A 24,975-nucleotide genomic window follows, 5' to 3' on the forward strand; every position below is an offset into this window, starting at 1 on the left:
ACCTTAAAGAAGCAGGTTTATTACCTTAAAGAAGCAGGTTTATTCGATTTACTCCTTATTAGTTACTATTAGAGTTTACCTTACTATCTTCTTAAAATAACCTACAACTTTGTTACGCGAGAACGAAAAGCATTTAGGGTATAAAACTGTGTGGACAAGTCGAGAATCAACAAAACCAGACAGTCCAAAAAAGCATATACGCGAATAAAAACTCGTTGTACTTTTTCAAGATTTAATTACCTTTTATTGCTATATGCAATTGACTGTTGTACTAGCTTAATTACTACTCCAGCCCCCACCTTACCGTCGGCCGGGACCAGTCGAGCCGGGAAGGGCCGAATTAGTGCCTCAAGAGGCTGCAGAATCGACGCGCAGCTGCTCAAGTAGCGCTGATGCCGTCTAGTCGCTAGGCCGCGCACAGAGCAAATTTTAGCTATTCTCCGATGAAGCCAAGAACGGATGCAGCATCCACTACCCCGTGGACCCTGGTTAAAGCTTTAGTCCAAAAGTTAAATGAGCAGCCACACTGCCTGCTGAAGCTACACTTCTCGTGAACTTACCCAGTAGTACTCTGCAAGTCAAGCATAGCAATCAGGGCCAGGATTTTCTTTTCCTGTCGCGTTGCGTCCGGCTGAGAAAACACCTCGTGCAGTAAAGCTCGTTGGTCTTCGGCGTTCCAAGCGCTAAACGACGTCAACACGCCGGCGTCGTCTAAGCAAGCTATACCTCGGCTTCGCGGACCAATACTGGGTTAGGCTCGCGGTAGAGCGTGACGCGCACCGTGTCGCCAGCTTGCTTGCCCAAATGCTGGCGGATGGCAGCATTCACGGAGAGCATTTTGTCTTGATTTTTGCGTGGGGCCAAATTCCGTGATTCAACCGTGGCCTTGGTTAAAAGTTTGGTACAAAGGTTAAACAGGCTAGTGAGAATTGTCTGACTCTCGGCGGGAGGCCCGCGCCTGCTACGGCTAACCTTTTTCACAAACTTCCCGTGCGCTTAGCCCCGGCGGGGTAATCGAGCTCGCCCAACACCGGCCCGAAGGCCCATTGGCCCGCCAAAAAGGCCGTCTTGAATGCCAGGACGGCGCGGTGGCGGTGGATTTGGCTACCTTTAAAGCGCATGAGTACCACTGCACGGCCCCCGGAACCGCAGAAGACCCCGCCCCTGGTGAGCGGCGCCACCATTGCCCTGGCGTGGCTGCTGTTCAGCGGGTTCATGGTGCTGCTGATTTTCGTGCAGAACCTCTCGGCCGGCACGCCCACTGACTGGCGCGAGGCCTTGGGCGGGCGCCTGCTGCACGGCCTGATTTGGGGGCTGCTCACGCCGGTGGTGTTTGCCCTGGCGGCCCGCTTCAACCTCCTCGAGAGCCGCCACCGGCTGCTGCACCTGCTGGCCCACGCGGCGGCCAGCTACGTCCTCACGCTTGCTTACCGGTTGGTGTACGCTACCGTGATGCACGGCAGCGGGGCTACGCCGGGCGCCATCTCTCTAAATACCGTCGTCGCCAACGCCAACAGCTGGGTGCCCATTTACTGGATGCTGCTCTGCATCGCCTACGCCGTGCAGTACCGCGAGCGGTACCGCGAAGGCCGGGTGCGGGCCGCCCAGCTCGAAACCCAGCTGGTGCAGGCCCAGCTGCAGGCCCTGAAAATGCAGCTCCAGCCGCACTTTCTCTTCAATTCCATGAACGCCGTGTCGGCCCTGATGACCCAGGACGTGAAAGCAGCCCGGCGCATGCTGGCCCAGCTCAGCCAGTTTCTGCGGCTGGTGCTGGAAGGCACCGACGAGCAGGAAGTGACCCTGGAACAGGAGCTGCGCCTCACCCGGCTCTACTTGGAAATCGAGCAAACCCGCTTCCCCGACCGACTGGCCGTGCGCTACGACATTGGCCCCGATACCGAGGGGGCGCTGCTGCCCGCCCTGCTGCTGCAGCCAGTGGTAGAAAACGCCGTGCGCCACGGCCTGGCGCCCCGCGCCGGGGCCGGTGAGCTGGCCGTGCGGGCCGAAAAACAGGGCGACCGGCTGCTGCTGCAAGTGCAGGACAACGGCCGGGGCGCGGCCGACACCGCCGCGCGGGGCATCGGCCTGCGCAACCTGGAAAGCCGGCTGGCCACGCTCTACGGCCCGGACTATGCCCTGGCGGTGGAGTCGGCCCCGGCGTGCGGCTACTGCCTGCGCCTGTCCATCCCGTTCCGGCGGGCGGCGGGGGGCGTTACCCCAGAGCCCGCATGAGCCCCATCCGCACGCTGCTGGTCGACGACGAGCCCCTGGCGCGCAGCCTGCTGCGCGAGCTGCTGGCCGATTTTCCGGCGCTGGCCGTAACAGGCGAAGCCGCCAACGGCACCGAGGCCCTCGCCGCCCTGCACACCGGCGCATACGACGTCGTTTTCCTTGATGTGCAGATGCCCGACCTTGATGGCGTGCAGGTGCTGCGGCGGCTGCAGGCGGCCGGCCAGCCGCTCCCGCTGGTGGTGTTCGTGACGGCCTACGACCAGTACGCGGTGCAGGCCTTCGCCCTCCACGCCGTGGATTACCTGCTCAAGCCCCTGGACCCCGACCGGTTTGCCGACTGCGTAGGCCGGGTGCAGCAGCAGCTGGCGCTGCGCCAGGACCAGGCCCGCGTCCCCGAACTGGAGGCCCTGCTGCACGGTTGGACCGCCCCGGCGGCCGACTACCAGGACCAGTTTCTGGTGAAACTGCCGGCGCGCAGCTTCTTCGTGCCGGCCGCCGAGGTGTGCTACTTCGAAGCCACCGGCAACGGCGTGCTGCTGCACGCGGCCGGCGGGCACTACCCGCTGCGCACGGCCCTGGGCCAGCTGGCCGAGCGGCTCGACCCGGCCGTGTTCCTACGCATCCACCGCTCGTGCATCGTCAACCCGGCCCACATCGTCGACTTCAAGCACTGGTCGCATGGCGAGTACCTGTTTCGCATGGCCAACGGCCAGCACGTCACCTCCTCGCGCAGCTACAGCGCCGGGGTGCAGCAACTGCTCAAGCGCTTCGCCTGAGCCCAGGCCGGGCCGTTGAAGTCCGGTTCAAACTGGTATTGGTCCAGTTGGCCCTCCGGCGGCAGTCATTTCCCCGGGTTGCGCGTTAGCCCTCCAGCCCCCCGCTCATGGGGCGGCCCCAGTGCACGACATGACCAAATCCCTCCTCTTTTTGCTGGCGCTCACCTTCGGCGGAGCCGTTGCGGCCCGCGCCCAACACCACCCGGCCAGCGCCCCCCCGATGCCGGGCATGGCCGGCATGCACATGAACCACGGCATGGCCGCCCCGGGCACCCCGGTCGCCGCCTTCCAGCACGGCATGGATTCGGTGATGGTGGTGATGGACGAGGGCATGCGCCGCATGACCGGCGCCACCCCCAACGACATCGACGCCAGCTTCGCGGCCATGATGCTGCCCCACCACCAGGGTGCCGTGGACATGGCCCGCCTGCAACTGCTCTACGGCAAAGACCCGGCCCTACGCCGCCTCGCCCAAAGCATCATCGCCGAGCAGCAGGTCGAGATTCAGCAGATGGCCGCCTGGCTGAAGCAGCATCCGGTGGCGAGCCAGAGTTCTGGCAAATAGCGCCCAATCAATCAGAACCGTCATGCTTCGACTACGGCTGCGCTCCTGGCTTGATGCGCCACATGCTCAGCATGACGTTCTTTTTCCCAATCCCAAATGAAATTTTCCCTTCTCCCCGGTCTGTTGCTCATTACCAGCGCCGCCGCGGCCCAGGCCGTGAGCCACCGCGACCGGGTGTACACCGCCGACCAGATTTCCAACACCGTTTCGGTCATCGACCCCGTCGACAACAAGCTGCTGGGCCAGATTGTGCTGGGCAAGCCGCAGCCCGATTTGCTCTCGGCGCTCTACAAAGGGCAGGCGCTGGTGCACGGCCTGGGCGCTTCGCCCGACCACAAATTGCTGGCCGTGGTGTCGGTGGGCTCCAATAACGTCACTTTCATCGAAACGGCTACGAATGCCATCCGGGGCAGCGTGTACGTGGGCCGCGCCCCGCACGAGGCTACGTTCCGGCCCGACGGCAAGGAGGCCTGGATAACGGTGCGCGGCGAGGACTACCTCTCCGTCATCGACGTGGCCACGCTGCGCGAAACCCGCCGCGTGCCCGTGCCCAACGGCCCCGGCCAGATTGCCTTCAGCCCCGACGGCAAGCGCGCCTTCGTGTGCTCCAGCTTTTCGCCCGAGCTGGCGGTGGTGGACGTGGCCACCTACAAAGTCATCAAAAAAGTCCCCGTGGTGAGCCCCTTCTCGCCCAATATCTTCCCTACCCGGGACGGCCAGCAAATCTGGTTCACGCACAAGGACGTGGGCAAGGTGTCGGTGCTGGATACCAAGACGCTCACCATCAGCGGCGTGCTGACGACCGGCCCCATCTCCAACCACGTGGCCACGGTGGACGTGGCCGCCGGCAAGCTGGCCTACGTGACGGTGGGCGGCGAGGACGTGGTGAAGGTGTACAGCCGCGCCCCGGGTTTTAAGCAGCTGGCCACCATTCCGGTGGGGGCGCTGCCGCACGGCATCTGGCCCTCGGGCGATGGCAGCCGGGTGTACGTGGGCCTGGAAAACGGCGACTCGGCCGTGGCCATCAGCACCGCGAGCAATAAAGTGCTGGCCAAAATAAAAGTCGGCCAGGCCCCGATGGCCCTGATGTACGTGCCCAACGCCGTGCCGGCCGGCGCGGCCGGCGCCACCGGCTTGGGCCGGCAGCTGGTGGACCAGCCCGCCATCGTCCGCACCCTGAAGCCGCCCACTCCCGGCCCCGCCACCGGCACCATGACCCTGCGCTCGGAAGGGCTGGTGGATTTGGCCACTTTCGCCCTGCGCGGCCTGACGCCCAACACCGACTACGACATCTTCCTGACCAGCGGCACCAAGGCACCCTACCCCCGTGACTACGCCCTGACCACCGTGCGCACCGACGCCAAAGGCGGGGCCATGGGCCAGGCGCTAGGGCCGGTGCAGCGCATCGCGGGCGGGGATTTGAATCCATCCGGCAAAACGTTTTCGCGGGTAATCGTGGCGCCCAAAGCCGCTGACAGCGAACCCGTTTTGGTGGCCGAATAGTCCGCCTTTGGACGCCCACCCAAAGGCCATTAATGGCCGCCGGGACAACCATTCCTGCTGCAATGCCGAGCTAATCTAAACTGAATTCACTTGTAACCACAACCCTACAACATGCAATCCATTTTCAATCAACACACTGGCATCAGCTCGCGGGCGCAGTCGCTCAAACGGTTTCTGCTGCCGGTGGCGGCGTGTGCGCTGCTGCTCGGCGGCTGCAAGAAAGACAACGAGGCCATCGCCGACACCAGCGCGCCGCCGGTGCTCAACATCGTCTCGCCGGTGGAGGGCGCGACCATCATGCCCGGCGGGCGGCTGGGCAACGCCACCACGGCCGACTACAACGGCACGGGCTTCGCCATCAACCTGGAAATCGTGACCAAGGACACCGTCACCATCCCCACCAAGGAAAGCCTCAACATCCGCAACACCGCCGCCCTAGGCCAGCCCAACGTGAACCTGCCCGGCTTCACGGCCAGCCTCGACGTGGACCTGATTAAGCCCGACGGCGGCACCATCCCCAAGGGAACCAACCTGGCCTCGCTCTTCAACATTGCGGGCACCGACGACACGCCCGGCCCCGGCGTGACCACCTGGGTGAGCTGGCACGTGCTGGAGTCGGTGGCGGCCGGTACTACCAGCTGCACGCTGACTACTTCCGTAACGGACCGCGCCGGCCGCAAGGTCACGGCCACCCGCTTGCTGAAGGTAGGCCCCGGACCCAACGGGGCCCTCAGCGGTGAGGCCCTGACGCCCGCCCCCAAACCCATCACTTACGGCACGGTGGACAACCCCGACGGCCCCACGGTGACCATGATTGCCCCGCGCACCCCCTCCAGCATCAGCCCCGGCATCCAGACGGCCGGCGTGCTGCCGGCCCCGCCCACCAGCGGCGCGCTGTTTTTCATCCAGGTGTCGGCGCTCGATAAGTCGCGCAACGGCATCAACGTGGCCGAAAACGGGGACGGCACCTTTGGCAAGCCCGCCGCTGACCGCGGCACGATTGAAGACAAGACGCAATCCAACGCCGGCGTGAACCGCTACGTGCCGGGCCTGAAAGTCACCTTCGACGTGCCCCTGCTCCAGCCCAACGGCAACGTGATTCCGGCCGGCGGCAACCTGGCCCCGGTGTTCAACACGGCTGGCAGCGAGTTGGACCCGAGCGGCTTCGTGCGCACCACCTTCGGCTGGAGCGTGGGCGGTACCCTGCAGCTGGGCGGCAAAACCAGCGTCACCATCAAAGCCGCCGTGACCGACGCGGCGGGCAAAACCGGCAGCGCCACGCAGGTAGTGCAAATCAGCCCCGTGGCCAACGGCCAGCTGCTGACCCCGGCCCCGCGCTAAGGCCCTGAATTTTAGGACGTAGCTCCGCAACGGCCCGAAGGCTGGCCCGTTTCACGACGAGCCAGCCTTCGTTTTTTAGCATCCCTTCCACTCCATTTTATTTTTCCATGCGCATTACTAACTTCTCCACTTTGGTCCTCGCAGCCACCCTGCTACTGGGGGCCTGCTCGAAAAAAAACAGCGAGGAAACCCTGCCCGACATGGTGGTGCCGCCCGACCCCGGCCCCATCGCGGCCAGCGCCGCCGACCGGGTGTACCTGGCCGACCAGTCGTCGAACACGGTGTCGGTGCACGACCCGAGCACCAACCGGCTGCTGGGCGTGATTCGCCTGGGCAAGGGCCGGCCCGAGTTTTTGAGCCCGCTCTACGACATGGAGTCCAACGTGCACGGGCTTGGCGTGTCGCCCGACGGCAAGACGCTGAGCGTGATTGCCACGCTCACCAACGCCGTTATCTTCATTGACCTGGCCACCAACACCGTGAAAGGCAAGGTATACGTGGACCGCAACCCCCACGAGGGCTTTTTCACGCCCGACGGCAAGCAGTTCTGGGTGGCGGTGCGCGGCAAGGACTACGTGACGGTGATTGACGTGGAGAAGCTGCAGGTGGTGAAAAACATCGCCACCGAGCACGAGCCCAGCATGGTCGTGTTCCGGCCCGATGGCAAGGTGGCGTTCGTGGACCACTCTCAAACGGCGATGCTCGACGTGATTGACGTGAAAACCCGCGAGGTGACGGCCCGCGTGCCGGTGGTGAGCAAGTTCTCGCCCAACCTAGTGGTGACCGCCGATGGCCAGCAGGTCTGGCTCACGCACAAGGACGTGGGCAAAGTCACCGTGCTAAATGCCCAGACCTACGCCGTGGAAGGCGTGATTGATACCGGCCCCGGCACCAACCACGTAAACATGGCCGGCCCCGGCGGCGGCACCCGCTTCAGCGGGGCCAGCGCCGGCGACTTCGCCTACGTGACCGTGGGCGGCGAAAACGCCGTGAAGGTGTACAGCCGGCAGCGCCAGCTGCTGGCCACTATCCCGGTAGGAGCTAACCCGCACGGCCTGTGGCCCAACGGCGACGGCAGCAAGCTCTACGTGGGCCTGGAAAACGGCGACGCGCTGGTCAGCATCGACACCAAAACGAATACCAAACTCACCGAAACCGGCAGCGGCCAGGCCCCGCAGGCCCTGCTCTACGTGGTGAAAGCCGGGGGCGGCAGCCCCGGCACGGGCAACCTCGAAGCCTTCACGCCGGTGACGCCAGTGAATATTCGGCTGGTGCCCCTGGGTACGCAGCCAGTGCCCGGCGTGGGCGGCGGGGCCACCATCCGCCCCACCGAAGACCTCGACGAAATGGTGCTGGCCCTCAAGCAGCTGGCCGCCAACACCACCTACACGCTGTACCTGTCGGACAATAAAACCACGCTGGTAGCCCCGGAGCCCGTCATTTCTTTCAAAACCGATGCTGAGGGCGCGGTCGAAGTCAACGCCTACTACCAGATTCGGCTGCGGCTGGCGGGGCGCTTTGCCGTGGTGGTGCTCGGCGACAAGAATCCGGCCGGCGCGGTCACGCTCACGCAGCCGTAAGCCGGCTGCTGACCAAAAAGGCCCTTGGTGCATGACGCATCAGGGGCCTTTTTTATGGGTGCAAACGCTTTTGCCTCGGGTAGCACCGGGGGTGTTTGTTGCTCAACTACCGCCGCCAGCCGGGAGCTGGCAGGCCGCCAGTTCCCGGCGGTGCGCCCGAAAGCGCAGCAGCCCTACCGCCAGCACCAATCCCGCCACGGCCAGCGCGGAGTACCCCAACCGGCCGCCCCGCTCGGGGTGAAATTGAAGGAGCGCCAACCCGAAGCCCACCAGTGCCAGGCTGGTGCGCACGTAGGTGAGCAAGGTCCGCTCATTGGCCAGCCGCGTGCGTTGCAGGGCCAGCCGGTCCGACAGGGCGAGGGGGTTGGTGGGGGTAAGGGGCATGGGGTGGGCTACGTGAGGGTAATGGCCGCGCCCGGTTCGGCCAGCCGGTGAAACGTGATGCCGTGCTTCTCAAAGTACGGCCCGTAGTTCGCGTATCGCTGCTGCACGAAGAAGGGCTTGATGTAGCCGTCGTGCACTGGCAGAATCTGCTGCGGCCGCATTTTCAGGGCGAAATCGGCCACCACCAGCTCCGTGAGAAAAGGCGCGGTGACGGGCAGAATGAGCAGCTCCACGCCCGCGAAGGGGAGCAGATTATGGGCAAAAGAGTCGGCCGGGTTCAGCACCGTGTCGTTCACCAGCCAGGCCGTCATCTGTGGCAAGGGGCTGTCGAGAATGGCCTCGTGCTGCACCGGAATGGCTTGCAGCTGAAACGCGCCCAACTCCAGGGGGCCTTCCTCGTGGAGTTGCACGGCCAGGCCGTGCTTTTTCAATTCGGCCGCCACCTCGCGGTTGGAAATAACCACGGCCTGGCGCAGGGCCACGATTTTCTTTAGCGCCGCCACATCAAGGTGGTCGGGGTGGTCGTGGGTAATGAGGACGACCGAGACGTCCTTAAACGCTTCCGGCTGCACCAGGCCTTCGTTGAAGGAAAACTTGCCGGGGTCGAAGAGAATTTGTTGGCCGTCGAGCTCAAACAGCAGGCAGGAATGGATGTACTTGGTGATTTTCATGACCAGACTTAATAGGGGGGCAGGACGGAAATGCGCGCCGAGAAGAGCGGAAATTTAACTAGCAAACGCTTACGGAAACCAGCGCTGCTAGACCCCTGCCGCCGCCTGCTGCTGGCGCAGGTACGCATACAGCCCGCCCAGCACCAGCCCAAACACCGCGTTGGCAACAAAAAAGTACGCCATGCCGCCGGCCGTCAGCACGTGCCCGCCCGCCAAGCCCTGCCCCAGCAGCGGCAGCACCACGAAGCCGTTGAGGACCCAGGGCAGCAGCGAAAACAGGCCGCCTTTTACCCAGCCATTGCCCGGCAGCCGGGGTTCGAACACCAGCACGTACAGCCCCACCATGCCCAGCCCCGTGAGGTAATGAAACAGCAGCTTGAAGCCCTCGGCTTTGACCACGGGCAGCGGCCCGGCCGGCAACACCGGCGTGGTATGCAGCAGCACAAGCTTGAGCAGGCCACCGCTTTCGGCGTTGACGGCCATCAGCGGGGCCGCTTTCAGCACCAGCGTATTGGCGGTGATGGCGACCACGCCGGCCAGCAGGCCCAGGTACAGGCAGGGGTGTTTTTTCATGGGAGGGAGCAGAAAGGAAATAGGACAGGCAATGGGGGAGTATACGGCCACCCACGCGGCACCATTTGGCCCCGATGGGTTCTTCAGTCGCCCAGCCAGCGGTCGGCCACCAGGCCCAACGCGTAGTTAAGCTGCACCAGCAGCAGCAGCCCCGCCCCGGCCGGCACGCTGAGCAAGCACAGGCCCGCCGCTGCCGCGTACTGCACCTGCATCAGGCCCAGGCGGCGCATCAGGGCCCGGCCCACGGCCGCGTGCTCGGGCCGCAGCAGTCCGTGGCGCTGGGCGTAGCGGTAGCTGCCCAGCAACGCCCCGCCCAGCAGCAGCAGGTTGGCCCAGTACACCAGCACGGCCCCGCGCAGGGGAAAATGGGTGGTGAGAAACGCCGTGGAAAAGGGCAGCAGCCCCACCACCAGCAGAAAGGCAATGTGCCACCAGGCCAGCCGGCGGTCGCTGCGCGCCAGGTAGGTGAACTGCGTGCTCTGGCACACCCAGAAAATGCCCAGCGAGAGAAACCCCAGCACGTAGCCCCCGATGCTGGGCAGCAGCGCCCGCAGGGCCGGCCCCACGTCGGCCTCGGTGCGCACGAGGGCGGCGGCCGGCACCCGCAGGTTGAGCACGAGCAGGGTCATGGCGATGGAAAACACGCCGTCGCTGAGCGACTCGATGCGGCGCAGGCTCTGGCCCGCTACTTCAGTGTAGGCCAGGGGCGGTGCGTGGGACGAAGACTGGGCCATCGGCTAGCGCGGCGAACCGCCCGCCCGCCGGGTTTTGCGCGGGGCGGGGGCCTGGCGATGGTCCAGCCGGTCTTCCTCCCGAACGAGCTTGGGCTCTTTGCTCAGGCTTTGGCCGTGGTTCACGCGGCCGTCGCGCATCATGCGGCGGTTTTCGCGCAGCAACTTGTCGTCGGTTTTGCCTTCTTTTTTGAGCATTTTGCCGCCTTCCTGGCCGTGACCCGGTGGGTTGATGGCGGTGAGCAGCAGGCCGGTCAGGGCGAGCAGGCCGGGGTGTTGAGCGAGACGGGTCATGGGGTTTGGATGATGGAGAAGCGGTTGCCGCAGGTACGGCGGCCCGTATTTTCAAACTTGCTTTGTTAGCCCAGCTGCAAGCGAAACAGCGTGGAAAGCGTGCCCGCCACCAGAGCCCAAGCCATGCCCGTAAGCAGGTACTGTTTGGCAATGGTCTTGGGGTCCTGGCTGAATACGTAGCGAAACAGCCAGTGCGGCGTTTCGTGGTCGGCCGGGGGGGCGGCGGGCAACGGGGTGCTAGGCACCGGCATCGGAAGCGAAGGAATAGCCATGCGAATGCGGGAAAGCAAGGTGGAATAGTGAAAACCAAGAGCCATTTGCCCGTCCTGCTGAGCGCAGCCGAAGCAGGACGTTCTTCGTGTTTGCTTTCCGGCCGCCAACGCCCGGCCTATTCCCAGCCGTTGCGGCGGAAAATGGCGTGCCCGTCGGCCGACTGCAGAAAGGCCACGAACTGCCGGGCCGCGGCGGCCTGCGTGGTGCGCTGGGTGAGGGCAATGGGCGTGCCCCGACTCACGCGCTGGTCGCGGGGCAGGCGCACGAGGGCCGAGCCGGGCAGGCGCGGCTGCCAGGAGGCATAGGTTATCCAGGCGTCGTAGTCCTGGGGCTTTTGCTGCCAGAGGGCCACGGCCTCGGCGCTGGTTTTGACCGACGTTTTGGTGTTGTGCTGCAGGTTGCTGATGAGGGCCGGGGTGCGGGCCATGTCCTCGGTCATGCCCATCTGGCCGGCCCCGTTCACGTCGAGCAGGCGCACGCCGGGCCGGGCCAGGTCTTCGAGCCGCTTGATGTGCAGCGGATTGCCCGGGCGTACCAGCACCGCCGACTCGCGGGCATACAGGCTGGTGCGGCTGGCTTCGTCGATAAAGCCGGGGTGGGCCAGCGCCGTTTGGGTGAGCATGTACTCGGCCCCGCCGTACACCAGGTCGGCGTCCTGCTGCGCCTGGGCCAGCCACTTGGGCTCGGGGCCGGCCGTGACGGCCACGTCCAGGCCGGTTTGTTTGGTGAAGGCGGCGGCGCATTCCTTCATGGCCGTGGCCGGGCCGCCGGGGCCGTACACGTGCAGGGTTTGGGCGGCGGCCGGCGCGGCCGCGAGCAGAGCAGGAGACATGAGCAATAGAGCGAAGCGGCGGAGCCGGGTAAGCGGGGATGTTTTCATGGGTATTAGCGCGTTACTTAACGGGCGGCAAAAAGCCGTATTTCTGGTACACGGCCTGCCCGTCTGGGCTGTTAAGGAAGGCCACAAAGTCTTCGGCGGCCTTGGCGTGGGGCGCGGCTTTCATCACCCCGGCCACGTAGTTGGCCATGATGTTTTCCTTGGCCGGGATGGCCACGCTTTCCACCGGGTGGCCCAGCATTTTCTGATAAAAGGCCTCCGTGTACCACACCGGGGCCGCGTCGGACTGGTCGTAGAGCACCCTCAGGGGCGACTGGCGGTGGTGAATCTGGGTCAGGTAAGTGCTGCCGGCTTTCACTTTGGTCGTCATCACGGCCGTTTTCAAGGCCGCGCCCCCGGCCTTCTCGTACGATTCCTCGATGCGCTTGCCGATGCCTTCCCATTCGGGGTTAGGCATGCTCACGCGCACCTCGGGCCGGCCCAAATCGCGCAGGCTGGTCACCTTCTTGGGGTTGCCCTGGCGCACGAGGATGGCCAGCCGGTTCTGGGCGTAGCTGGTGGTGCGGGCAAACCACTCCGGCGTCATATCCATGCGGTTTTTGCCGGCCGCGTACACGTCGGGCTTCAGCTCGATGCGCAGGTTGCCTACTACCAGGCTGCCCTGCGTAATCTGCTTAGCTAGGATGCCGGGCGGCAGCGTTTCCACGAAAATGCGCACGTACTCGGGGTGGGCCTTGCGGAACTCCTTCAGCAAATCATCGAGCACCATGAACTGGTTGCCCCCGAAAAACACCACCAACTGCGGGTCCACCACGTCGCCGTAGAGGTCGGGCGCGTTGTCGATGCCCGGCACCGTGAAGGGCACTCCAGCCTGAAACGGCGCGTTCCAGGGCGGGTCAAAGCGGTGGGCCGGCTCGGGCGGCGTGGGCTTTTGGATAGGCATGGTCTGGGCGAAAAGGGCGGCCGGGGCGGCCAGTGCCAGCGCCAGCAGCAGGTGCGGAAGGGGTTTCATGGGGTTGGGTAAGGAAAGCGGAGAAAAGCACGAAAGCAGCGGAGAGCCCGGCGCTACGGATGCACCAGCGACCAGCCCTGGGCCTGCCGGATAATAAGCTCGCCGTTGCCGCTGGGCACGTAGGAAATCAGCGGCAGCAGCTCGTCCTTGCTCATTTTCCTTTCCTTCAGCGTGTTCAGGCACTGGGCCAGAATCACGCCTTTCTGCTTGAGGGCCGTGAGCTGGGCCTCGTAGGGCTGGTCCTTGCGGTAGAGCGTGGTGCCCCCGCCGAAGGCAATCAGCTCCACGGTGAGCTTGCCTTTAAGCCGGCTGTCCTCCAGCGCGTTGCCGATGTTACGCAGCGTCTGCTGGATGAGCTTGGGGTCGTCGCTGTCGAGCTGGTAGATGACATGGTACTGGGCCTGGTCGGCCGTGGCCCCTTGGAAGGCACCTTTTTGAAAAGCTTCGCGGTCATGCATGGCGGTGGCGTTGCGGGTGGCGGGCGTCTGGGCGCGGGCCGAGAGGGTGAGGCCGGCGAGCAGCGCGGCGGTCAGCAGCAGGTGTTTCATGGCAACTGGGGAAAGGGCACCACCGAAGCAGCGCGGTGAAAACGAAAGGGGTGAAACTGGAAATCGGTGCGGGGCTACTCGCCGCCCTTTTTGCCCGCTTCCATCGCCGCGTAGGGACCAAACTGGTGCTGGTGCTGCGTAAACCGGTCGGCGTAAGGCGGGTAAGGGCAGTCGGCGGGCTTCTTTTTCAGGTTGGGGTAGTCCTTTTCCAGGTGGGCCATGCGCGGGCGGGGCAGCGAGTTGATGTAGGCCGCCACGTCGTAGGCGGCGTCATCGGTGAGGATGCTGTGCTCGGCCGTGGCGCCGAAAGGCATGTTGGCCTTGATAAAGCGGGCCGCCGTTTGCAGGCGGTGCATGCCGGCCCCGTCGTTGTAGCTGTCGGGCCCCCACAGCGGCGGGTACTGGTAGCCATCGGCGGCCAGCGTGCCGTTGAGGCGGCCCTGGCCATTGGCTCCGTGGCAGCTGGTGCACTGCTGGGCGAAGACGATTTTGCCCTGCCCGAGATTCGCCTCGCGGTTGGGCATGGTGAACTTAACAAAACCCTGGCCCTTCACCTTCTCCCCCACTGGCACCTGGCGGCCCAGCCATTTCATGTAGGTGATGATGGCCTTCATCTCCTTGCCGTCCACCGGCAGGGGCCGGCCGTTGAGGCTGCGCGTCATGCACCCATTGATGCGGTCCTCCAGGGTGCTGATGGCATCCTCGCGCCCTTTGTAGGTGGGGTAAATGCCCCAGATGCCCACGTAGGGGGCCGAAAACGCCTTCTGGCCGGCCTGCAGGTGGCAGTTCTGGCAGGCCAGGTTGCTGCCGGCCAGCCGCAGGGCCGGGTTGGCCACTTGCGGGCCGAGGTAGTGGGCGGTGTGGGCAATCAGCTCGTGGCCGTAGCGGATGAGCTGGCCCTCCGGGTCGGGCTTCACGCTGTCGAGCACGAAGCGGGCGGGCTGGAAGAAGTTGGTTTTGCTCCCCACAGCCCCCCCGGCAACGTCAGGCAAGCCCGCCGCAGGCCCACTCGCAGCGGCGGCCGTCGTGGCCGGGGCATCGGCCAGCAGGTCGGGCGTTTTGGGGTTGAAGACGACGATGTAGGCCGTCACGGCTACTACCAGCACCATCAGGGCAATCACCCAGGTCAGCAGGCCAGCGATTTTGATGAAGGCCTGCTTGTCTTCCGGCTGCAGCCGAGGCGAGGGGTCGGGAGTGGTTTCCATGAGGCCAAGGAGAGAGGTGAAACAGGCGGCAATGGCCAGCCAGCGCGCAAAACAACTTGTTTTGCGGAATGCAGACAGTCAATTAGTTAAATCGGGCAAAGCAAGCGCTACCATTCGGCCGCTCTGCCCCGTTCAGGCGGCTAGACCGTGTGCAGAATCACGTAGAGCGAGCCGGTCGAAATCACTACCCAGAGCAGAATGCCCAGCACGTAGGGCTTTATTCCCACCGAGCGCACCACCTTGGCCGAGAGGCCCGCGCCGATAAAGAACAGCGTCACCGTGAGGCCGATTTTGGCCAGGTTCACCATCACCGGGCCCAGGGGCTTGGCGGCGGGAATAAAGGTGTTGACCAGCATGGCGGCGATGAAACCAAAGATGAAGTAGGGAATTTTCACCTTCACGCCCTTCTGCTTGAATAGCATGGCCGTGCCGATGGAAATTGGGATAATCCAGAGGGCGCGGGCCAGCTTCACGGTGGTGGCCACTTCCAGGGCCTGGTTGCCGTAGGCCGCCGCCGCCCCCACCACCGAAGAGGTGTCGTGGATGGCAATGGCGCACCACAGGCCGAACTGGTTCTGCGTCATGGCCAGGGCGTGGCCGATGGGCGGGAAGGCGAATAGGGCCACGGCATTGAGCACGAACACCGTGCCCAGCGCCACCGACATTTCCTCGTCCTTGGCCCGCAGCACCGGTCCGATGGCCGCGATGGCCGAGCCGCCGCAAATGGCGGTGCCGCACGAAATCAAGTGCACCACGTGCTTGCCCAGACCCAGCCACCGGCCCACGACCAAGCCCAGCAGCAGCGTGCCGAAGATGGACACTACCGTAAACAGGATGCCTTCCTTGCCGGCCTGCACCGCCGCGTGGGCATTCATCCCAAAGCCCAGCCCGATAACCGAAAACTGGAGCAGCTTGGCCGTGGCCTGCTTGGTTTGCGTGGTGAAGGGGTTGCCGATGGTTTGGGCCAGCAGCAGGCCCAGCGCCAGGGCAATGGGCGGCGAGGCCCAGGGCGTGAGGCAGAACACGAAGAACAGCACGAACACCACCTGCTTCAAGGTGAAGTCCTGCCCGAAGGCCACCCGGGGCGTGTGCAGGTGCCGGAAGAAGCCGCTGGTTTCGTTGAATTCGGGGGCGGCGGTTTCCCCGGCCGGGGCAGGGGCGGGCAGCGGGGTGGAAGCTTGAAGCGGCGTGGGCTGAACTGGGAGGGCCATGAGCGGGAGGGGTTTGTTTCTGAGGCAAATATACGGCGTTGCCCACCGGTTGGATTATCCAATAATATTATCCTGCATAACCAAAGGTTATTGACTGCCCGGGCCGAGCCAGGGTGGCGCGTCCGTTTTGCGTGGCCAAGCCGGCCGCCGCGAGGGCTGGAAACGCCAGCGGCCGGCTCGTACACCACGAGCCGGCCGCTGGACGGATGAACTACTGGTCTGAGGGCTTAGAAGCCGGTTTGCTCGTCCTTCAAATCGAATACGTCGCCGCCAGCGTAGCGCGGGTCGTCGAGGGCGTAGGCGGCGCGCTCTTCGGCGTCGCTGCCCCCCTCGGCTGCGGCAATGGCTTCGGGGTGCTGGTTTTGCTCGACGTGCCCGCGCTGCAAATTTGGGTCAGCAATAGCACCGGGTAGGCAGTATTGCTCGGTGGCTGAGGCATTTTTGCCGCGAAACTCGCTGAACTCGTCGGGGTTGTCGTTCGAGCCGTCGTTGGTCGGGGCCTGGTAGTGGCGGGGCGCGGTGGGGTCGGCGGGGTGGCCGAAGTCGCCGTAGTGCGGGGTGCCATCGTGGGCGGCCGGTTCGGCGGCGGGTTGCGCATCGGTTGGGGCGGGCTGCGGAGTGTTTTCCATGAGGATAAGCAAGTAGGGTGAAGATGGGCGAACCACCCGGTCCGCACTACGCTGCAATGGTACGTAAGCTGCTCATAAAGTGGTGCTTTCAGCGGATACCGAATGGTTATCCGGCATCACCATTTTTTATTTGCCCCCCTTCAGCTGCCCCTGCACGAAGCTCAGGAACCGCTGCGCCGGCCGGGCCAGTGGCTGCCCCTGCACCGATACCGCCTCAAACTGCCGGGCCAGGTGCAGCCCGGCAATGGGCACGATTTCGAGCAGCCCGGCCGCCAGCTCGCGGTCCAGGGCCCGGCGCGACACGAAGCCCAGGGCGGTGGGCGCGGCTTCGAGGTAGCGCTTGATGGCCTCCGTATTGTCCAGGTAAATGGCCACGGGCAGGGCGCTGAGCTTGATGTGCTGCGCCCGCAGGGCAAATTCGAGGATTTCCAGCGTGCCCGAGCCCCGCTCGCGCAGCACCAGCGGGTGGGCCAGGGCTTCGGCCAGGGGCAGCGGGGCGGCGGGCGGGCCGCCGGGTGTGGCGCGGCGCACGGCCACCAGCTCGTCGGGCAGCAGCAGCTCGTAGTGCAGGTCGTGGCTCTTGGTGCGGCCCTCCACGAAGCCCAGGTCCAGCTCGCCGCGCAGCAGGGCCTCAGCAATGCGCTCGGAGTTGGCGTTCAGAAACGAGAGCTGCACCTGCGGGTAGCGGGCCTGGAAGGCGGGCAGCAGGCCCGGCAGCACGTACTGGCTCAGGGTGGTGCTGGCCCCCAGGCGCAGGCGGCCGGCGGCCTCGTCGGGGTCGCGCAGGGCCAGCAGCTGGTCTTCCAGCTGCTGCTGGGCGGCGGCGGCGGCATCGGCGTGGGCGTGCAGCAGGCGGCCGGCCTCGGTGAGGGTCACGCGGTTGCCGCGCCTCTCCAGCAGGCGCTGGCCGTACTGTGCTTCCAGCTCCCGGATGTGCTTGGTGACGGCCGGCTGGCTCACAAACAGCTCCTGGCCGGCCTTGGTCAGGCTCAGGTGCCGGGCCACGGCGGCAAATACGCGCAGACGGAAATCGGACATGGCGGCAAAGTACGCAGATGTGACATTTTGATATGGACAACTAAAGGTCGCGGGCGTAGACCGCCTGATTTGGGAAAAAATCAGCGGCACGCTCACAGCGCCCGGTGCTCACCGAGCGGCTGGCCACGTTGCGTGCCGGAGACACGGTGACTTTAGCCCGCCTGAACCGGCTGGGCCGCAACAGCGCCCACATCACGTAGGTGGTGGCCGCTCTGCACGCCCGGCAGGTCCGCTTCGTCGCTCTGGACCTAGTCATCGATACGGCCACCCCGGCCGGGCGGTCGGTCTTGTGCCTCTTCGCCGCGCTGGCTGGGTATGGCCGCGAGAGTATCCATGAGCGGGCGACGGCGGGCATGCGACCACCCACGCAAGCAGGCCCTTGCAAACGGCTGGTGCAGAACGTAATCGTCTGTTGGAATTGCCTTTGTCCCAACCAGTAGCTGCTTCATGCCCCGGCGGCCGAGCGCTAGTCCGTGGCAGATTGATGTGCTGCCAGCTCACGGGCGAGCTGGCAGCACATCAATCTGAACGGCGAGTTCGATTTCTCGGACGACGCCCTAAAAGATTCACTCCCCTTCGATTTGGAGGCCCTTTTTGCCTTCGACTGGGAGTTTCCTGCGGCCCCGCCCGTTTAACCTTTGTACCAAACTTTTAACCAAGGCCAACCGTGTAGTCATCTATTGTGCCCGACACCTTGATGTGACCCCACGTACCGGGAATATCACGCGAGTTCGGGATGATAAGATGATAAGTCCAAGCTCCTTTGCCCGGCCAGTGCTGAAGCACTAACTCTTGGTCTCTCACGATGTAGCTCATAGCTACCAAGACCCTCAGAACGGGGGAAATGTTGCCAGACAACCAGGATGGAGGATTGAGCAAAATCTTTCACTTGGCCACGGTCCGTCAGCTCTTGGTCCAAGCCACAATGAAACCAATACCACCATGCACTAGCCTACTTGGGGGCAGTGGGGAAAAAAGGCTGAACAATATAAGTAAAACATGCTTTTTTAAATGTATGTTTTGCAACTGAGAGTGCGCTTATTACGTTTAATAAGTATAAGCAACAACGTGAAAAACGCCCTTTTAGCCATGAAAAGTACCAATCTGTACCGCCCCGCCCGCCGCATCCCCGCCGCTCGTCTGGCTAAAATGCGCGCCACCCACGCCGCCAAGAAAGCCGCAACTGAGCAGGCCCGCCAGGAAGCGGCCCAACTGCGCCTGGCCACGCCCGAGTTTACCGCCGTGCCCAGCCTGAAAGCTTTACCGGGCGGGCTGCATTGGTCGGCCCAGCAGCCGGTGCCCCCGGTTGGGGTGTACGTGAGCGCCAACCAAGGCGGGAAGGTCGAAACAGTGAAGGTGTTGGGCTACTGTCACGCCGCCGGCTTTATCGGCCTCGTGACCCAGCCCTTCCACCCCGGCAGCCGACGTGCCCACAAGATGCACCCCCGCGCCCACTGCGTTTTCGGCAGCCAGCTTGCCCAGGCAGCCTAGCGCCAGCAGCCGGATAGCTCCCAATCTGACTTTCTCAATAGGAAATATACCGCTATGAATACCACCCCCGCGCCGAAGCAGCCCCAGATTAGCCCCTGCCAGTGGCTGAATTCCGTGACTCCTTGCCCGCAGTGGCTGGGCTATCCAACCCGCTTGAGCCTGCCCATCAACCTCGATTGGTCGGGAGATTCGGCGGTGCCTGAAATCGGCTCCCGCGTTCATATTCACATGAACGGCTTTGGTCCAGCCGTCGTGCGGGCCTATTTCCACGCCGACGGGTACTTAGGCGTAATCTGCCAGCCGGACGAAATGCCCGACTGGTACCAAAAGCAGGCACCCGGCGTAACGCTAGGCCATTTCTTCGGCCGCGAGTTGGAGCCACGCCGGCCCCAGTCCCCGCAGCAGCCTGCGCAACTCGTGCCCAACTGCCAGGCTGAGGAAGTCGTCACCGGCACCGCGCAGGATTGGATACCGGAGTATCCTCCCCAGGAGGAGCCGGACGACAACCAAGACAGCGAGGAGTACCCCGAGCATCCCGGCGACGAGCAGCGCGACCAGTAGGTAAGTCGCGGGGGCATCCCTTCCTTTTTCCCCAACTGCCCCTCCCCTCTTTCAGTACCTGCTGGCCGGTTGCTGCGCTCATTTTCTTGGGCACAATGCCACTACTTTACCGGCGCTTGCGTTATATTCGTGTACCCTTTGCCTCCTGCCATGAACTCTCCAGTAACCAACTTTCTCGCCCAGCTGACGACGCCGGAGTTTCAGAAATCCATTGGGGAGCAGTTGCGCGCTGAGGCAGCTGCCGCGAATACCTTCCTTTCCTACCGGGACGAGCAAGGCCGCTACGTGCATGAATACCCTGCCACCGGTGAAGTGTACGAGGTTTCGCTGACCCAGCCACAGACGCGCCGGCTACTGCTTGACGCTGTAGGAGCCTAGTGAGCGAAGCGCGGCCGGTGGAGCAGCAACCAGTACTCTATGTGTTCGCCGGCCCAAACGGCGCTGGGAAAAGTACCTTGTTCAATGCAATGGCTGCTCGTAGTCCATCGGTAGAACAGGTGAATGGTGACGTCCTGAAACAGCAGAACCCCCAGCTCAGCGGCTTTGACGTGGAGGCGATGACCGCCCAGCGCATCAAAGAGCTACGTGACAGCAGGGTTTCTTTCTCGGTCGAGAGCAACTTGGCCCAGACCAACGACTACAAGCTAATTCATGGCGCAAAAGCCGCCGGTTACCGCGTTGAGTTGGTGTACGTCAGCCTGGAGTCGGTGCGCGAGTGCCAGGACCGGGTACTGAGCCGCGTAGCAAAGGGAGGGCACGACGTGCCCCCGGCCATCATCGAGCAGCGGTACCACCAGTCCCTTTCCCTGCTAAAGCAGAACTATAAGGAATTTGACCGCATCGAGCTGATAGACAATACCAGCCGACCATTTCAGCCGGGTGCGCTCATCGAAAAGGGGCTGATAGCTCCTTTGCAGTCACCGCCGCCGGAGTGGGTGAAGGGTGTCGTGACCCATGTGCAACGGATGGAGCGGCTTAACCACTTGTTAGCTCAACCGGCAGTAGACGTGCAGCAGGCAACTATCCGGGTTACGGAAGCAGCGCGGGCGCCCGGTGCCCGCGGCCAGGCCGAGGCGGTACAAGCGGCCGTTCGCATGAGCGGGGCCCAGGTTAGCGACGTGCAGCCCGCTGCAGCGTCAGAGCAGGGCCAGCGGGTTAGCTATCTGAACGTGCAGTACAGCTTGAAAAGCCCGGAGCTAGAGCGCATCAGCACTACGCTTGACGCGGTGCACCGGCAGGCGGGTAGTGAAGTGATGGAAAGCGCTAAAGACCAGCAGCGCCGCCAGGCCCCAGGCCAGGCGCGGGAGGCCGGGCAGAGCCAAGCAACTGAGCGTGGCCAGGACCAGCAGGAGCGCTGACCTCTCCCCTCCCCTACTCAAGTGCATCAACAAAAAGCCCCGGCTTGTCCAAGCCGGGGCTCTTCTATGTCAGGAGGTGCGTTGCCTCAGAAAGCAGGTTTTTACTGCTGTTCCAACAACAAGGGCAGTCCTGGTAGGAACTGCCCTTGGTTGGCGCTACAGCGCCAGAAAGGAGAAGCCAGGTGCCGGCGACCAAACCGACGACTTACCCCTAACCAGTGCTGCAAATTACGCTATTTACTTTCCGCTGGCTTAGCCGGTAGCTTGCCCTGCTTGCGCAGCTGCGCCTCATAGTGCCGATGGGCGGCGACCAGGTACGCCTTTATGCTGACCGGACTATCCTCCCCTTTGGGCAGCAGCACCAGCGCCAGCCGAATCTCATTCCAGACGCTTTCCGGGATTTTTACCGAGCGCTCGGTTTCCATCAGTACGGCATCCGGGGCGGCCGGCTTGCGCCCACGCCGGGGCCGCGCAGCGGGTCTAGCTATTGGAGCGGCTGCCGGCAGCGTGGGAGCCACCGTGGCCACCGACTGAACAGGCGATGCTGGCTGGCTGGTCGATGCAGCTGAAGGCTCAGGAGCCGCTACGGGAGCCAGCGTTGGTTTGGGGGCCACCGGGGCATCGACCGGAGCCAGTGGGGCTACTGCAGGGTCGGCTATCGCCAGCGCAGCGTCAGCAGTCGTGGCACTGGTTGATTTGACTAGCTCCCCATCCATGCCCGCCCGGGCCTGATTCCGTCGCTCAGCAGAAACGGGAATACGCTGCCGAGGCTCAATTTTCGGTTTCTCGATACCCATTGCTTAGTTGATTTTAGTGGTTGACGTATTGGCCGACTCGCTGAGCTGGCTCCCGGCTTTGCGTTGGGGCAAGCCCAGGCGTTCTATCAGTTCCTCACACACGCGGCGTATTTCAGCATCCGTGTCCTTGTTGCCGCCAGCGTAGGTGCGGTAGGTAGGGTTGAGCAAGCTATAGAGCGTCGAGGCCCGGCTGTAGGCAGTGCGCAGGCCCAGGGAGGAGTTGAGGCGCGAGAGGCCCAGCCCGTCGATGTACTCATCCATGTCCTTTTCTTCGCGTCGGCCGGCGACGCGCTTGGTGGGAAGGCCGAAATATTGAAAATCCAGTTGGGCCTCCTCCGCAGACTGCTTGATAGCTTCCAGGATGCCCATAAACTCCGCCGTAGAGGCCCGGTCCAGGTAATCCGATACCAGGGGCACAATTACAGCGTCGCAGGCCGTGAGCGCGTTGAAAACATCGTCGCCATCGGCTCGGCCTGGTACGTCGATGATGATAAGGTCGTAGTCCTGATTATCGGGATTGTCAATGAACTCGAAAATCTTATCCAGGGCTAGCGGGAATACATCGTAGGGGTACTTAGCCGCCGGGTCGGTTTTCTGAAGGTTAGCCAAATTGTGCGCGTCCAGTTGAGCACGGGTTTTGACGATGCTTTGCTGATAGTCGCAATCCAGAACGGCAATCTTTAGCCCATACTCAGTGGCCAGGGGAGCGGCAAGCACGAGTAGCAGGGTTGATTTACCGGAGCCGCCTTTTTGAGTGGCAAAGCTGATAATTTTGGGCATGGGTTTACTGGTTAGGGTTAATGAACTTTGCGCCGGGTGGTCAGTCTGGCGGGTTGCACAAACATACAGCAAAAGTGGGGAAGTAGTTATGTGGTGAAGTAGCGAGGTAGCGACGAAGCGAGGTAGTTAAGTAGCGACGTAGCGATAAATCTAAGTAGTCAAGTAGCGATGTAGTGAAGTAGCGAATTAAATATGATAGTAAAAGGTAGCGAAGTATTCAAGTGGTGAAGTAGCGAGAAAATGAGAATGTTGATACAGCATCGGTAGCGAAGTAGTCAGGTAGCGAAGTAGTGAACAAATGGCAATGAACTAACAATGTAAGTAGCGAAGTAGCCAGGTGGTGAGGTAGTGAAAAATCAGATAGTACGTTGCAATGCCATTAGGTTTTATAGGTAGCGATGTAGTCAAGTAGCGAGGTAGCGAAGAAACTAAATGGCAGCTTGATGTCTAACTTTTACAGGTAGCGAAGTAGTTAAGTAGCGAGGTAGCGAATACTGATGCAATAGATGTAATCAGAGGACTGTTTAAAGTAGCGAAGTGGTGAAGTAGTGAGTAAATGATTAAAGAGGGATTACAGCGTTACCAAGGGGTTTCTGGTAGAAAGGTGGAAAGCGGTTAGTAAAAGGCCAGGCAGGCTCTTCTCCCAATAGCCCAACTGGTGCAACATATCAAATAGAAGGTGGCGCATCAGAAAAGAAGGAGAGACCCAGTCCAGGCTGTGGGGTAGTAATTCTAACTCGTAGCTTAGCGGTAGTCTTAGCAATAGTGGCAGCTGGTAATTTCACGGCCGTAGACAACATCGGGCAGGCAAAGCCGTACTGATATTCGTTCACTTCTTTTTAGCAAGAAGAGTAACACAAATACAGCTCTAAAGCATTGTATTTGTGTTACTTGAATTTCAGCAAAGCTGAAATTATGTGATTATCAGACTTAATAGTCTGATATACAGTATGTATTTGCTCACAAGATATTGTTGAATCGTAGTTTTAGCCACTATTTCAGTTGTAGAAATGGCCAGAGAGCAGAAGCCACAGATTCGGGTAAATGCAACCAGCCACGGGGCCGCCGCGAAAGCCGCCACCCGGCTGAAAATGAGTCTTGGTGAATACACCGAGGCGGCGTTGGACTACTTCACAAGCCGGCAACTCAACCCAGCGGACGATGTGGCCCGCGAGGGTCAGCTAATCATGCAGCAGGTGAAGAAGCTGGGCGACCGAGTTTTCAGCTATATGCAGGAGGAGGAGCGCAGCTTACTACTCCCCATGCTGGAAGAAATGCTGCGGTCCCGTATCACGCTGGAGCGGGTTCTACGGATGAATGAAATCCTGGTAAACAACTTGAATGGCCAGTTGAGCCTGCTTAACGAAGGCCAGCTAGCTGCGCACCGGGAGACGCTAAAGAAGCTACGGCAGCAGAATGATGAGGCCGTAGAGCGGCAGCTAAAAGAGGCACTGACCGGTGGTCAGACCGTTGGTTCTGGAAAGAGAGTAGGGGAGGGGCAGTCGGGGAAAAAAGATACCGAACCGAGCAGCTAAGCCAGCATGTACGTTAAGCTAATTAACCCCGCGACGCATGGTAAAGCCGCTTATAATAACAGCGGCAGCAGCGCGCAGACGCTCAATTATCTGAAGCAGGAAGCGGCTAAAGATGGGCAGACAGCAACGTTTTTCGGGGCTGACCGCGACGGGATAGAGGCGGCAGAACTGATGCAGGAAATCGACACTAACGTGAAAGGATTGCGGGCGGATGATGCCAAGTTTTACTCGTTGGTGATTAGCCCCAGCGCCGACGAGTTGGAGCATATCGGTAACGACGAACAGAAGCTGAAAGCCTACACGCGGGCAGTGATGGAGCAGTACGCCGGCAACTTTAATCTTAAGGAAGGACGGCAGCTGCGCAGCGAGGATTTGGTCTGGGGGGCCACCATACACCAAGACAGAAGCTACCGGGGCACTGACCCCGAGGTGGCCGCCGGCCAAGCTCAGACGGGCGAGAAGAAGTCCGGCCTGCAAACTCATATTCACGTCATCGTGAGCGCCCGCGACCGGAGCCAGAAGATAAGCCTCAACCCCGCCGGCCGCCGGCAGCGGTTCGACTTAATCAACTGGCAGACCCAGGCGGGCAAGCAGTTCGAGAAGCAGTTTACCTACACCGCGCAGGAGCATGAAAAGGTGAAGGTCAAGCCGCGTGATGCCAGCCGCGATGCCAGCCGCGCCGCCAAGATTGGAGAGCGGGTAGGGGTACTGAACAAGCAGGTGCCAAAGGCGCAGCAGCTTGACCCAGCGCGGGTACAGAAGATAGCCCAGGGCCGCGAATACGATAAGACCTTTTACCGTTCACTGGCCACCGTCGAACGCCGGGCGAAGGTGGGTGAGCCCATTGATAACGCGTACCACCTGTTGACCACCGGCCGGGAGCAGCCCCAGCAGCAGCAAGCAGCTACCAGTGCCCTCCGCGCCTTGCAACAGGCAGTCCGTTCCGGCCGGGGCCGCGACGAGCAGACCGAGAGCATCGGCGAGAAGCGAGGCCGCACGTCCGGGGAGCTTGATATTGAAATGTAGCGCCACCACCCAAAACGCTTATT

The 24,975-nt window shown here is 62.6% G+C and carries 28 protein-coding genes and 1 pseudogene; 13 read left to right on the plus strand and 16 right to left on the minus strand.

Annotated features, from left to right (window positions below; all coding sequences use genetic code 11):
• Nucleotides 1-720: 720 nt before the first annotated feature.
• On the minus strand, nucleotides 721-981 hold the full coding sequence (locus BUB62_RS19695; protein WP_143164260.1) for a DUF1905 domain-containing protein: 261 nt from the start codon (nucleotides 979-981) through the stop codon (nucleotides 721-723).
• Between the two features lie 138 nt (nucleotides 982-1,119).
• Here BUB62_RS19695 and BUB62_RS17495 point away from each other — a divergent pair, with 138 nt between their 5' ends.
• The 6 genes from BUB62_RS17495 (at nucleotide 1,120) to BUB62_RS17520 (ending at nucleotide 7,997) form a co-directional block, all read left to right on the plus strand.
• Nucleotides 1,120-2,232: a sensor histidine kinase gene (locus BUB62_RS17495; RefSeq protein ID WP_073112397.1), complete on the plus strand. Its 1,113-nt coding sequence runs from the start codon at nucleotides 1,120-1,122 to the stop codon at nucleotides 2,230-2,232.
• Complete coding sequence (locus tag BUB62_RS17500) at nucleotides 2,229-3,008, plus strand: LytR/AlgR family response regulator transcription factor (RefSeq protein ID WP_073112399.1); 780 nt, start codon at nucleotides 2,229-2,231, stop codon at nucleotides 3,006-3,008. Before BUB62_RS17495 ends, BUB62_RS17500 begins: the two co-directional genes overlap by 4 nt.
• Nucleotides 3,009-3,138: 130 nt before the next feature.
• Nucleotides 3,139-3,573, plus strand: a complete 435-nt coding sequence (copM, locus tag BUB62_RS17505; RefSeq protein ID WP_200799947.1) for a CopM family metallochaperone — start codon at nucleotides 3,139-3,141, stop codon at nucleotides 3,571-3,573.
• 96 nt (nucleotides 3,574-3,669) lie between these two features.
• Nucleotides 3,670-5,076 carry a YncE family protein gene (locus BUB62_RS17510; protein ID WP_073112401.1) on the plus strand — a complete coding sequence of 469 codons (1,407 nt, stop codon included), beginning with the start codon at nucleotides 3,670-3,672 and terminating at the stop codon, nucleotides 5,074-5,076.
• A gap of 111 nt (nucleotides 5,077-5,187) precedes the next feature.
• Nucleotides 5,188-6,417: a hypothetical protein gene (locus BUB62_RS17515; protein ID WP_073112403.1), complete on the plus strand. Its 1,230-nt coding sequence runs from the start codon at nucleotides 5,188-5,190 to the stop codon at nucleotides 6,415-6,417.
• A gap of 107 nt (nucleotides 6,418-6,524) precedes the next feature.
• Complete coding sequence (locus tag BUB62_RS17520) at nucleotides 6,525-7,997, plus strand: beta-propeller fold lactonase family protein (protein ID WP_084539175.1); 1,473 nt, start codon at nucleotides 6,525-6,527, stop codon at nucleotides 7,995-7,997.
• A 102-nt stretch (nucleotides 7,998-8,099) separates the two neighbouring features.
• On the opposite strand, the gene BUB62_RS17525 is transcribed toward BUB62_RS17520, so the two are convergent.
• From BUB62_RS17525 to BUB62_RS17585, 13 genes are all read right to left on the minus strand, one after another.
• Entirely contained in the window at nucleotides 8,100-8,381 is a 282-nt protein-coding gene (locus BUB62_RS17525; RefSeq protein ID WP_073112405.1) for a YidH family protein, read from the minus strand.
• An 8-nt stretch (nucleotides 8,382-8,389) separates the two neighbouring features.
• Nucleotides 8,390-9,052: an MBL fold metallo-hydrolase gene (locus tag BUB62_RS17530; RefSeq protein WP_073112407.1), complete on the minus strand. Its 663-nt coding sequence runs from the start codon at nucleotides 9,050-9,052 to the stop codon at nucleotides 8,390-8,392.
• A gap of 87 nt (nucleotides 9,053-9,139) precedes the next feature.
• On the minus strand, nucleotides 9,140-9,625 hold the full coding sequence (locus BUB62_RS17535; RefSeq protein WP_073112409.1) for a hypothetical protein: 486 nt from the start codon (nucleotides 9,623-9,625) through the stop codon (nucleotides 9,140-9,142).
• Nucleotides 9,626-9,708: 83 nt separating this feature from the next.
• On the minus strand, nucleotides 9,709-10,359 hold the full coding sequence (locus tag BUB62_RS17540) for a TMEM175 family protein (protein ID WP_084539176.1): 651 nt from the start codon (nucleotides 10,357-10,359) through the stop codon (nucleotides 9,709-9,711).
• Nucleotides 10,360-10,362: 3 nt separating this feature from the next.
• A complete protein-coding gene (locus tag BUB62_RS17545; RefSeq protein ID WP_073112411.1) occupies nucleotides 10,363-10,650 on the minus strand; it encodes a hypothetical protein in 288 nt (95 codons plus the stop codon).
• A gap of 65 nt (nucleotides 10,651-10,715) precedes the next feature.
• Nucleotides 10,716-10,922, minus strand: coding sequence for a hypothetical protein (locus BUB62_RS17550; RefSeq protein WP_073112413.1), 207 nt, complete (start codon nucleotides 10,920-10,922; stop codon nucleotides 10,716-10,718).
• A gap of 116 nt (nucleotides 10,923-11,038) precedes the next feature.
• Complete coding sequence (locus BUB62_RS17555; RefSeq protein WP_084539177.1) at nucleotides 11,039-11,755, minus strand: substrate-binding domain-containing protein; 717 nt, start codon at nucleotides 11,753-11,755, stop codon at nucleotides 11,039-11,041.
• Between the two features lie 61 nt (nucleotides 11,756-11,816).
• Nucleotides 11,817-12,773 (minus strand): molybdate ABC transporter substrate-binding protein, encoded by a 957-nt coding sequence (locus BUB62_RS17560; protein WP_019949220.1) that lies wholly within the window; start codon nucleotides 12,771-12,773, stop codon nucleotides 11,817-11,819.
• 53 nt (nucleotides 12,774-12,826) lie between these two features.
• The gene (locus BUB62_RS17565; RefSeq protein ID WP_019949221.1) at nucleotides 12,827-13,321 is read right to left on the minus strand and encodes a DsrE family protein; all 495 of its coding nucleotides are present in this window, start codon (nucleotides 13,319-13,321) and stop codon (nucleotides 12,827-12,829) included.
• Between the two features lie 74 nt (nucleotides 13,322-13,395).
• Nucleotides 13,396-14,526 carry a c-type cytochrome gene (locus BUB62_RS17570; RefSeq protein ID WP_019949222.1) on the minus strand — a complete coding sequence of 377 codons (1,131 nt, stop codon included), beginning with the start codon at nucleotides 14,524-14,526 and terminating at the stop codon, nucleotides 13,396-13,398.
• A gap of 140 nt (nucleotides 14,527-14,666) precedes the next feature.
• Entirely contained in the window at nucleotides 14,667-15,737 is a 1,071-nt protein-coding gene (locus BUB62_RS17575) for a YeiH family protein (RefSeq protein ID WP_187455458.1), read from the minus strand.
• A gap of 227 nt (nucleotides 15,738-15,964) precedes the next feature.
• Complete coding sequence (locus BUB62_RS17580) at nucleotides 15,965-16,366, minus strand: hypothetical protein (RefSeq protein ID WP_019949224.1); 402 nt, start codon at nucleotides 16,364-16,366, stop codon at nucleotides 15,965-15,967.
• Between the two features lie 126 nt (nucleotides 16,367-16,492).
• The gene (locus BUB62_RS17585) at nucleotides 16,493-17,404 is read right to left on the minus strand and encodes a LysR substrate-binding domain-containing protein (protein WP_073112418.1); all 912 of its coding nucleotides are present in this window, start codon (nucleotides 17,402-17,404) and stop codon (nucleotides 16,493-16,495) included.
• Nucleotides 17,405-17,508: 104 nt separating this feature from the next.
• Here BUB62_RS17585 and BUB62_RS19805 point away from each other — a divergent pair.
• The 5 genes and pseudogenes from BUB62_RS19805 to BUB62_RS17615 all read left to right on the plus strand — a co-directional run bounded on the left by BUB62_RS19805 (nucleotide 17,509) and on the right by BUB62_RS17615 (nucleotide 20,814).
• Nucleotides 17,509-17,844: pseudogene (locus tag BUB62_RS19805) on the plus strand (recombinase family protein).
• Nucleotides 17,845-18,493: 649 nt separating this feature from the next.
• Nucleotides 18,494-18,895, plus strand: coding sequence for a hypothetical protein (locus BUB62_RS17600; protein ID WP_073112420.1), 402 nt, complete (start codon nucleotides 18,494-18,496; stop codon nucleotides 18,893-18,895).
• Nucleotides 18,896-18,949: 54 nt separating this feature from the next.
• Nucleotides 18,950-19,456: a hypothetical protein gene (locus tag BUB62_RS17605; RefSeq protein ID WP_073112422.1), complete on the plus strand. Its 507-nt coding sequence runs from the start codon at nucleotides 18,950-18,952 to the stop codon at nucleotides 19,454-19,456.
• A gap of 150 nt (nucleotides 19,457-19,606) precedes the next feature.
• The gene (locus BUB62_RS17610; RefSeq protein ID WP_073112424.1) at nucleotides 19,607-19,834 is read left to right on the plus strand and encodes a hypothetical protein; all 228 of its coding nucleotides are present in this window, start codon (nucleotides 19,607-19,609) and stop codon (nucleotides 19,832-19,834) included.
• A gap of 17 nt (nucleotides 19,835-19,851) precedes the next feature.
• Nucleotides 19,852-20,814, plus strand: coding sequence for an ATPase (locus BUB62_RS17615; protein WP_262490519.1), 963 nt, complete (start codon nucleotides 19,852-19,854; stop codon nucleotides 20,812-20,814).
• 233 nt (nucleotides 20,815-21,047) lie between these two features.
• Here BUB62_RS17615 and BUB62_RS19210 read toward each other — a convergent pair whose 3' ends face one another.
• Both BUB62_RS19210 and BUB62_RS17625 read right to left on the minus strand, forming a co-directional pair.
• Nucleotides 21,048-21,530, minus strand: a complete 483-nt coding sequence (locus BUB62_RS19210) for a hypothetical protein (protein WP_143164262.1) — start codon at nucleotides 21,528-21,530, stop codon at nucleotides 21,048-21,050.
• A gap of 84 nt (nucleotides 21,531-21,614) precedes the next feature.
• A complete protein-coding gene (locus BUB62_RS17625; protein WP_073112430.1) occupies nucleotides 21,615-22,391 on the minus strand; it encodes a ParA family protein in 777 nt (258 codons plus the stop codon).
• A gap of 1,010 nt (nucleotides 22,392-23,401) precedes the next feature.
• On the opposite strand from BUB62_RS17625, the gene BUB62_RS17630 reads away from it, so the two are divergent.
• On the plus strand, nucleotides 23,402-23,926 hold the full coding sequence (locus tag BUB62_RS17630) for a BfmA/BtgA family mobilization protein (RefSeq protein ID WP_073112432.1): 525 nt from the start codon (nucleotides 23,402-23,404) through the stop codon (nucleotides 23,924-23,926).
• A 6-nt stretch (nucleotides 23,927-23,932) separates the two neighbouring features.
• A complete protein-coding gene (locus BUB62_RS17635) occupies nucleotides 23,933-24,952 on the plus strand; it encodes a DUF5712 family protein (protein WP_073112434.1) in 1,020 nt (339 codons plus the stop codon).
• Nucleotides 24,953-24,975: the final 23 nt, after the last annotated feature.

Source organism: Hymenobacter daecheongensis DSM 21074, from assembly GCF_900141805.1.
GTDB classification, from domain to species: Bacteria; Bacteroidota; Bacteroidia; order Cytophagales; family Hymenobacteraceae; genus Hymenobacter; species Hymenobacter daecheongensis.

Excerpts from the sequence above, each read along its gene's own strand:
- BUB62_RS17610 (WP_073112424.1), top strand. The coding sequence starts at position 19,607 with ATGAACTCTCCAGTAACCAACTTTCTCGCCCAGCTGACGACGCCGGAG.
- BUB62_RS17500 (WP_073112399.1), top strand. The coding sequence starts at position 2,229 with ATGAGCCCCATCCGCACGCTGCTGGTCGACGACGAGCCCCTGGCGCGC.
- copM (WP_200799947.1), top strand. The coding sequence starts at position 3,139 with ATGACCAAATCCCTCCTCTTTTTGCTGGCGCTCACCTTCGGCGGAGCC.
- BUB62_RS17540 (WP_084539176.1), bottom strand. The coding sequence starts at position 10,359 with ATGGCCCAGTCTTCGTCCCACGCACCGCCCCTGGCCTACACTGAAGTA.
- BUB62_RS17495 (WP_073112397.1), top strand. The coding sequence starts at position 1,120 with ATGAGTACCACTGCACGGCCCCCGGAACCGCAGAAGACCCCGCCCCTG.
- BUB62_RS17560 (WP_019949220.1), bottom strand. The coding sequence starts at position 12,773 with ATGAAACCCCTTCCGCACCTGCTGCTGGCGCTGGCACTGGCCGCCCCG.
- BUB62_RS17630 (WP_073112432.1), top strand. The coding sequence starts at position 23,402 with ATGGCCAGAGAGCAGAAGCCACAGATTCGGGTAAATGCAACCAGCCAC.
- BUB62_RS19210 (WP_143164262.1), bottom strand. The coding sequence starts at position 21,530 with ATGGATGGGGAGCTAGTCAAATCAACCAGTGCCACGACTGCTGACGCT.
- BUB62_RS17565 (WP_019949221.1), bottom strand. The coding sequence starts at position 13,321 with ATGAAACACCTGCTGCTGACCGCCGCGCTGCTCGCCGGCCTCACCCTC.
- BUB62_RS17625 (WP_073112430.1), bottom strand. The coding sequence starts at position 22,391 with ATGCCCAAAATTATCAGCTTTGCCACTCAAAAAGGCGGCTCCGGTAAA.
- BUB62_RS17570 (WP_019949222.1), bottom strand. The coding sequence starts at position 14,526 with ATGGAAACCACTCCCGACCCCTCGCCTCGGCTGCAGCCGGAAGACAAG.
- BUB62_RS17545 (WP_073112411.1), bottom strand. The coding sequence starts at position 10,650 with ATGACCCGTCTCGCTCAACACCCCGGCCTGCTCGCCCTGACCGGCCTG.
- BUB62_RS17530 (WP_073112407.1), bottom strand. The coding sequence starts at position 9,052 with ATGAAAATCACCAAGTACATCCATTCCTGCCTGCTGTTTGAGCTCGAC.
- BUB62_RS17635 (WP_073112434.1), top strand. The coding sequence starts at position 23,933 with ATGTACGTTAAGCTAATTAACCCCGCGACGCATGGTAAAGCCGCTTAT.
- BUB62_RS17585 (WP_073112418.1), bottom strand. The coding sequence starts at position 17,404 with ATGTCCGATTTCCGTCTGCGCGTATTTGCCGCCGTGGCCCGGCACCTG.
- BUB62_RS17510 (WP_073112401.1), top strand. The coding sequence starts at position 3,670 with ATGAAATTTTCCCTTCTCCCCGGTCTGTTGCTCATTACCAGCGCCGCC.
- BUB62_RS17600 (WP_073112420.1), top strand. The coding sequence starts at position 18,494 with ATGAAAAGTACCAATCTGTACCGCCCCGCCCGCCGCATCCCCGCCGCT.
- BUB62_RS17605 (WP_073112422.1), top strand. The coding sequence starts at position 18,950 with ATGAATACCACCCCCGCGCCGAAGCAGCCCCAGATTAGCCCCTGCCAG.
- BUB62_RS17580 (WP_019949224.1), bottom strand. The coding sequence starts at position 16,366 with ATGGAAAACACTCCGCAGCCCGCCCCAACCGATGCGCAACCCGCCGCC.
- BUB62_RS17575 (WP_187455458.1), bottom strand. The coding sequence starts at position 15,737 with ATGGCCCTCCCAGTTCAGCCCACGCCGCTTCAAGCTTCCACCCCGCTG.
- BUB62_RS17520 (WP_084539175.1), top strand. The coding sequence starts at position 6,525 with ATGCGCATTACTAACTTCTCCACTTTGGTCCTCGCAGCCACCCTGCTA.
- BUB62_RS17515 (WP_073112403.1), top strand. The coding sequence starts at position 5,188 with ATGCAATCCATTTTCAATCAACACACTGGCATCAGCTCGCGGGCGCAG.
- BUB62_RS17535 (WP_073112409.1), bottom strand. The coding sequence starts at position 9,625 with ATGAAAAAACACCCCTGCCTGTACCTGGGCCTGCTGGCCGGCGTGGTC.
- BUB62_RS17555 (WP_084539177.1), bottom strand. The coding sequence starts at position 11,755 with ATGTCTCCTGCTCTGCTCGCGGCCGCGCCGGCCGCCGCCCAAACCCTG.
- BUB62_RS17550 (WP_073112413.1), bottom strand. The coding sequence starts at position 10,922 with ATGGCTATTCCTTCGCTTCCGATGCCGGTGCCTAGCACCCCGTTGCCC.
- BUB62_RS17525 (WP_073112405.1), bottom strand. The coding sequence starts at position 8,381 with ATGCCCCTTACCCCCACCAACCCCCTCGCCCTGTCGGACCGGCTGGCC.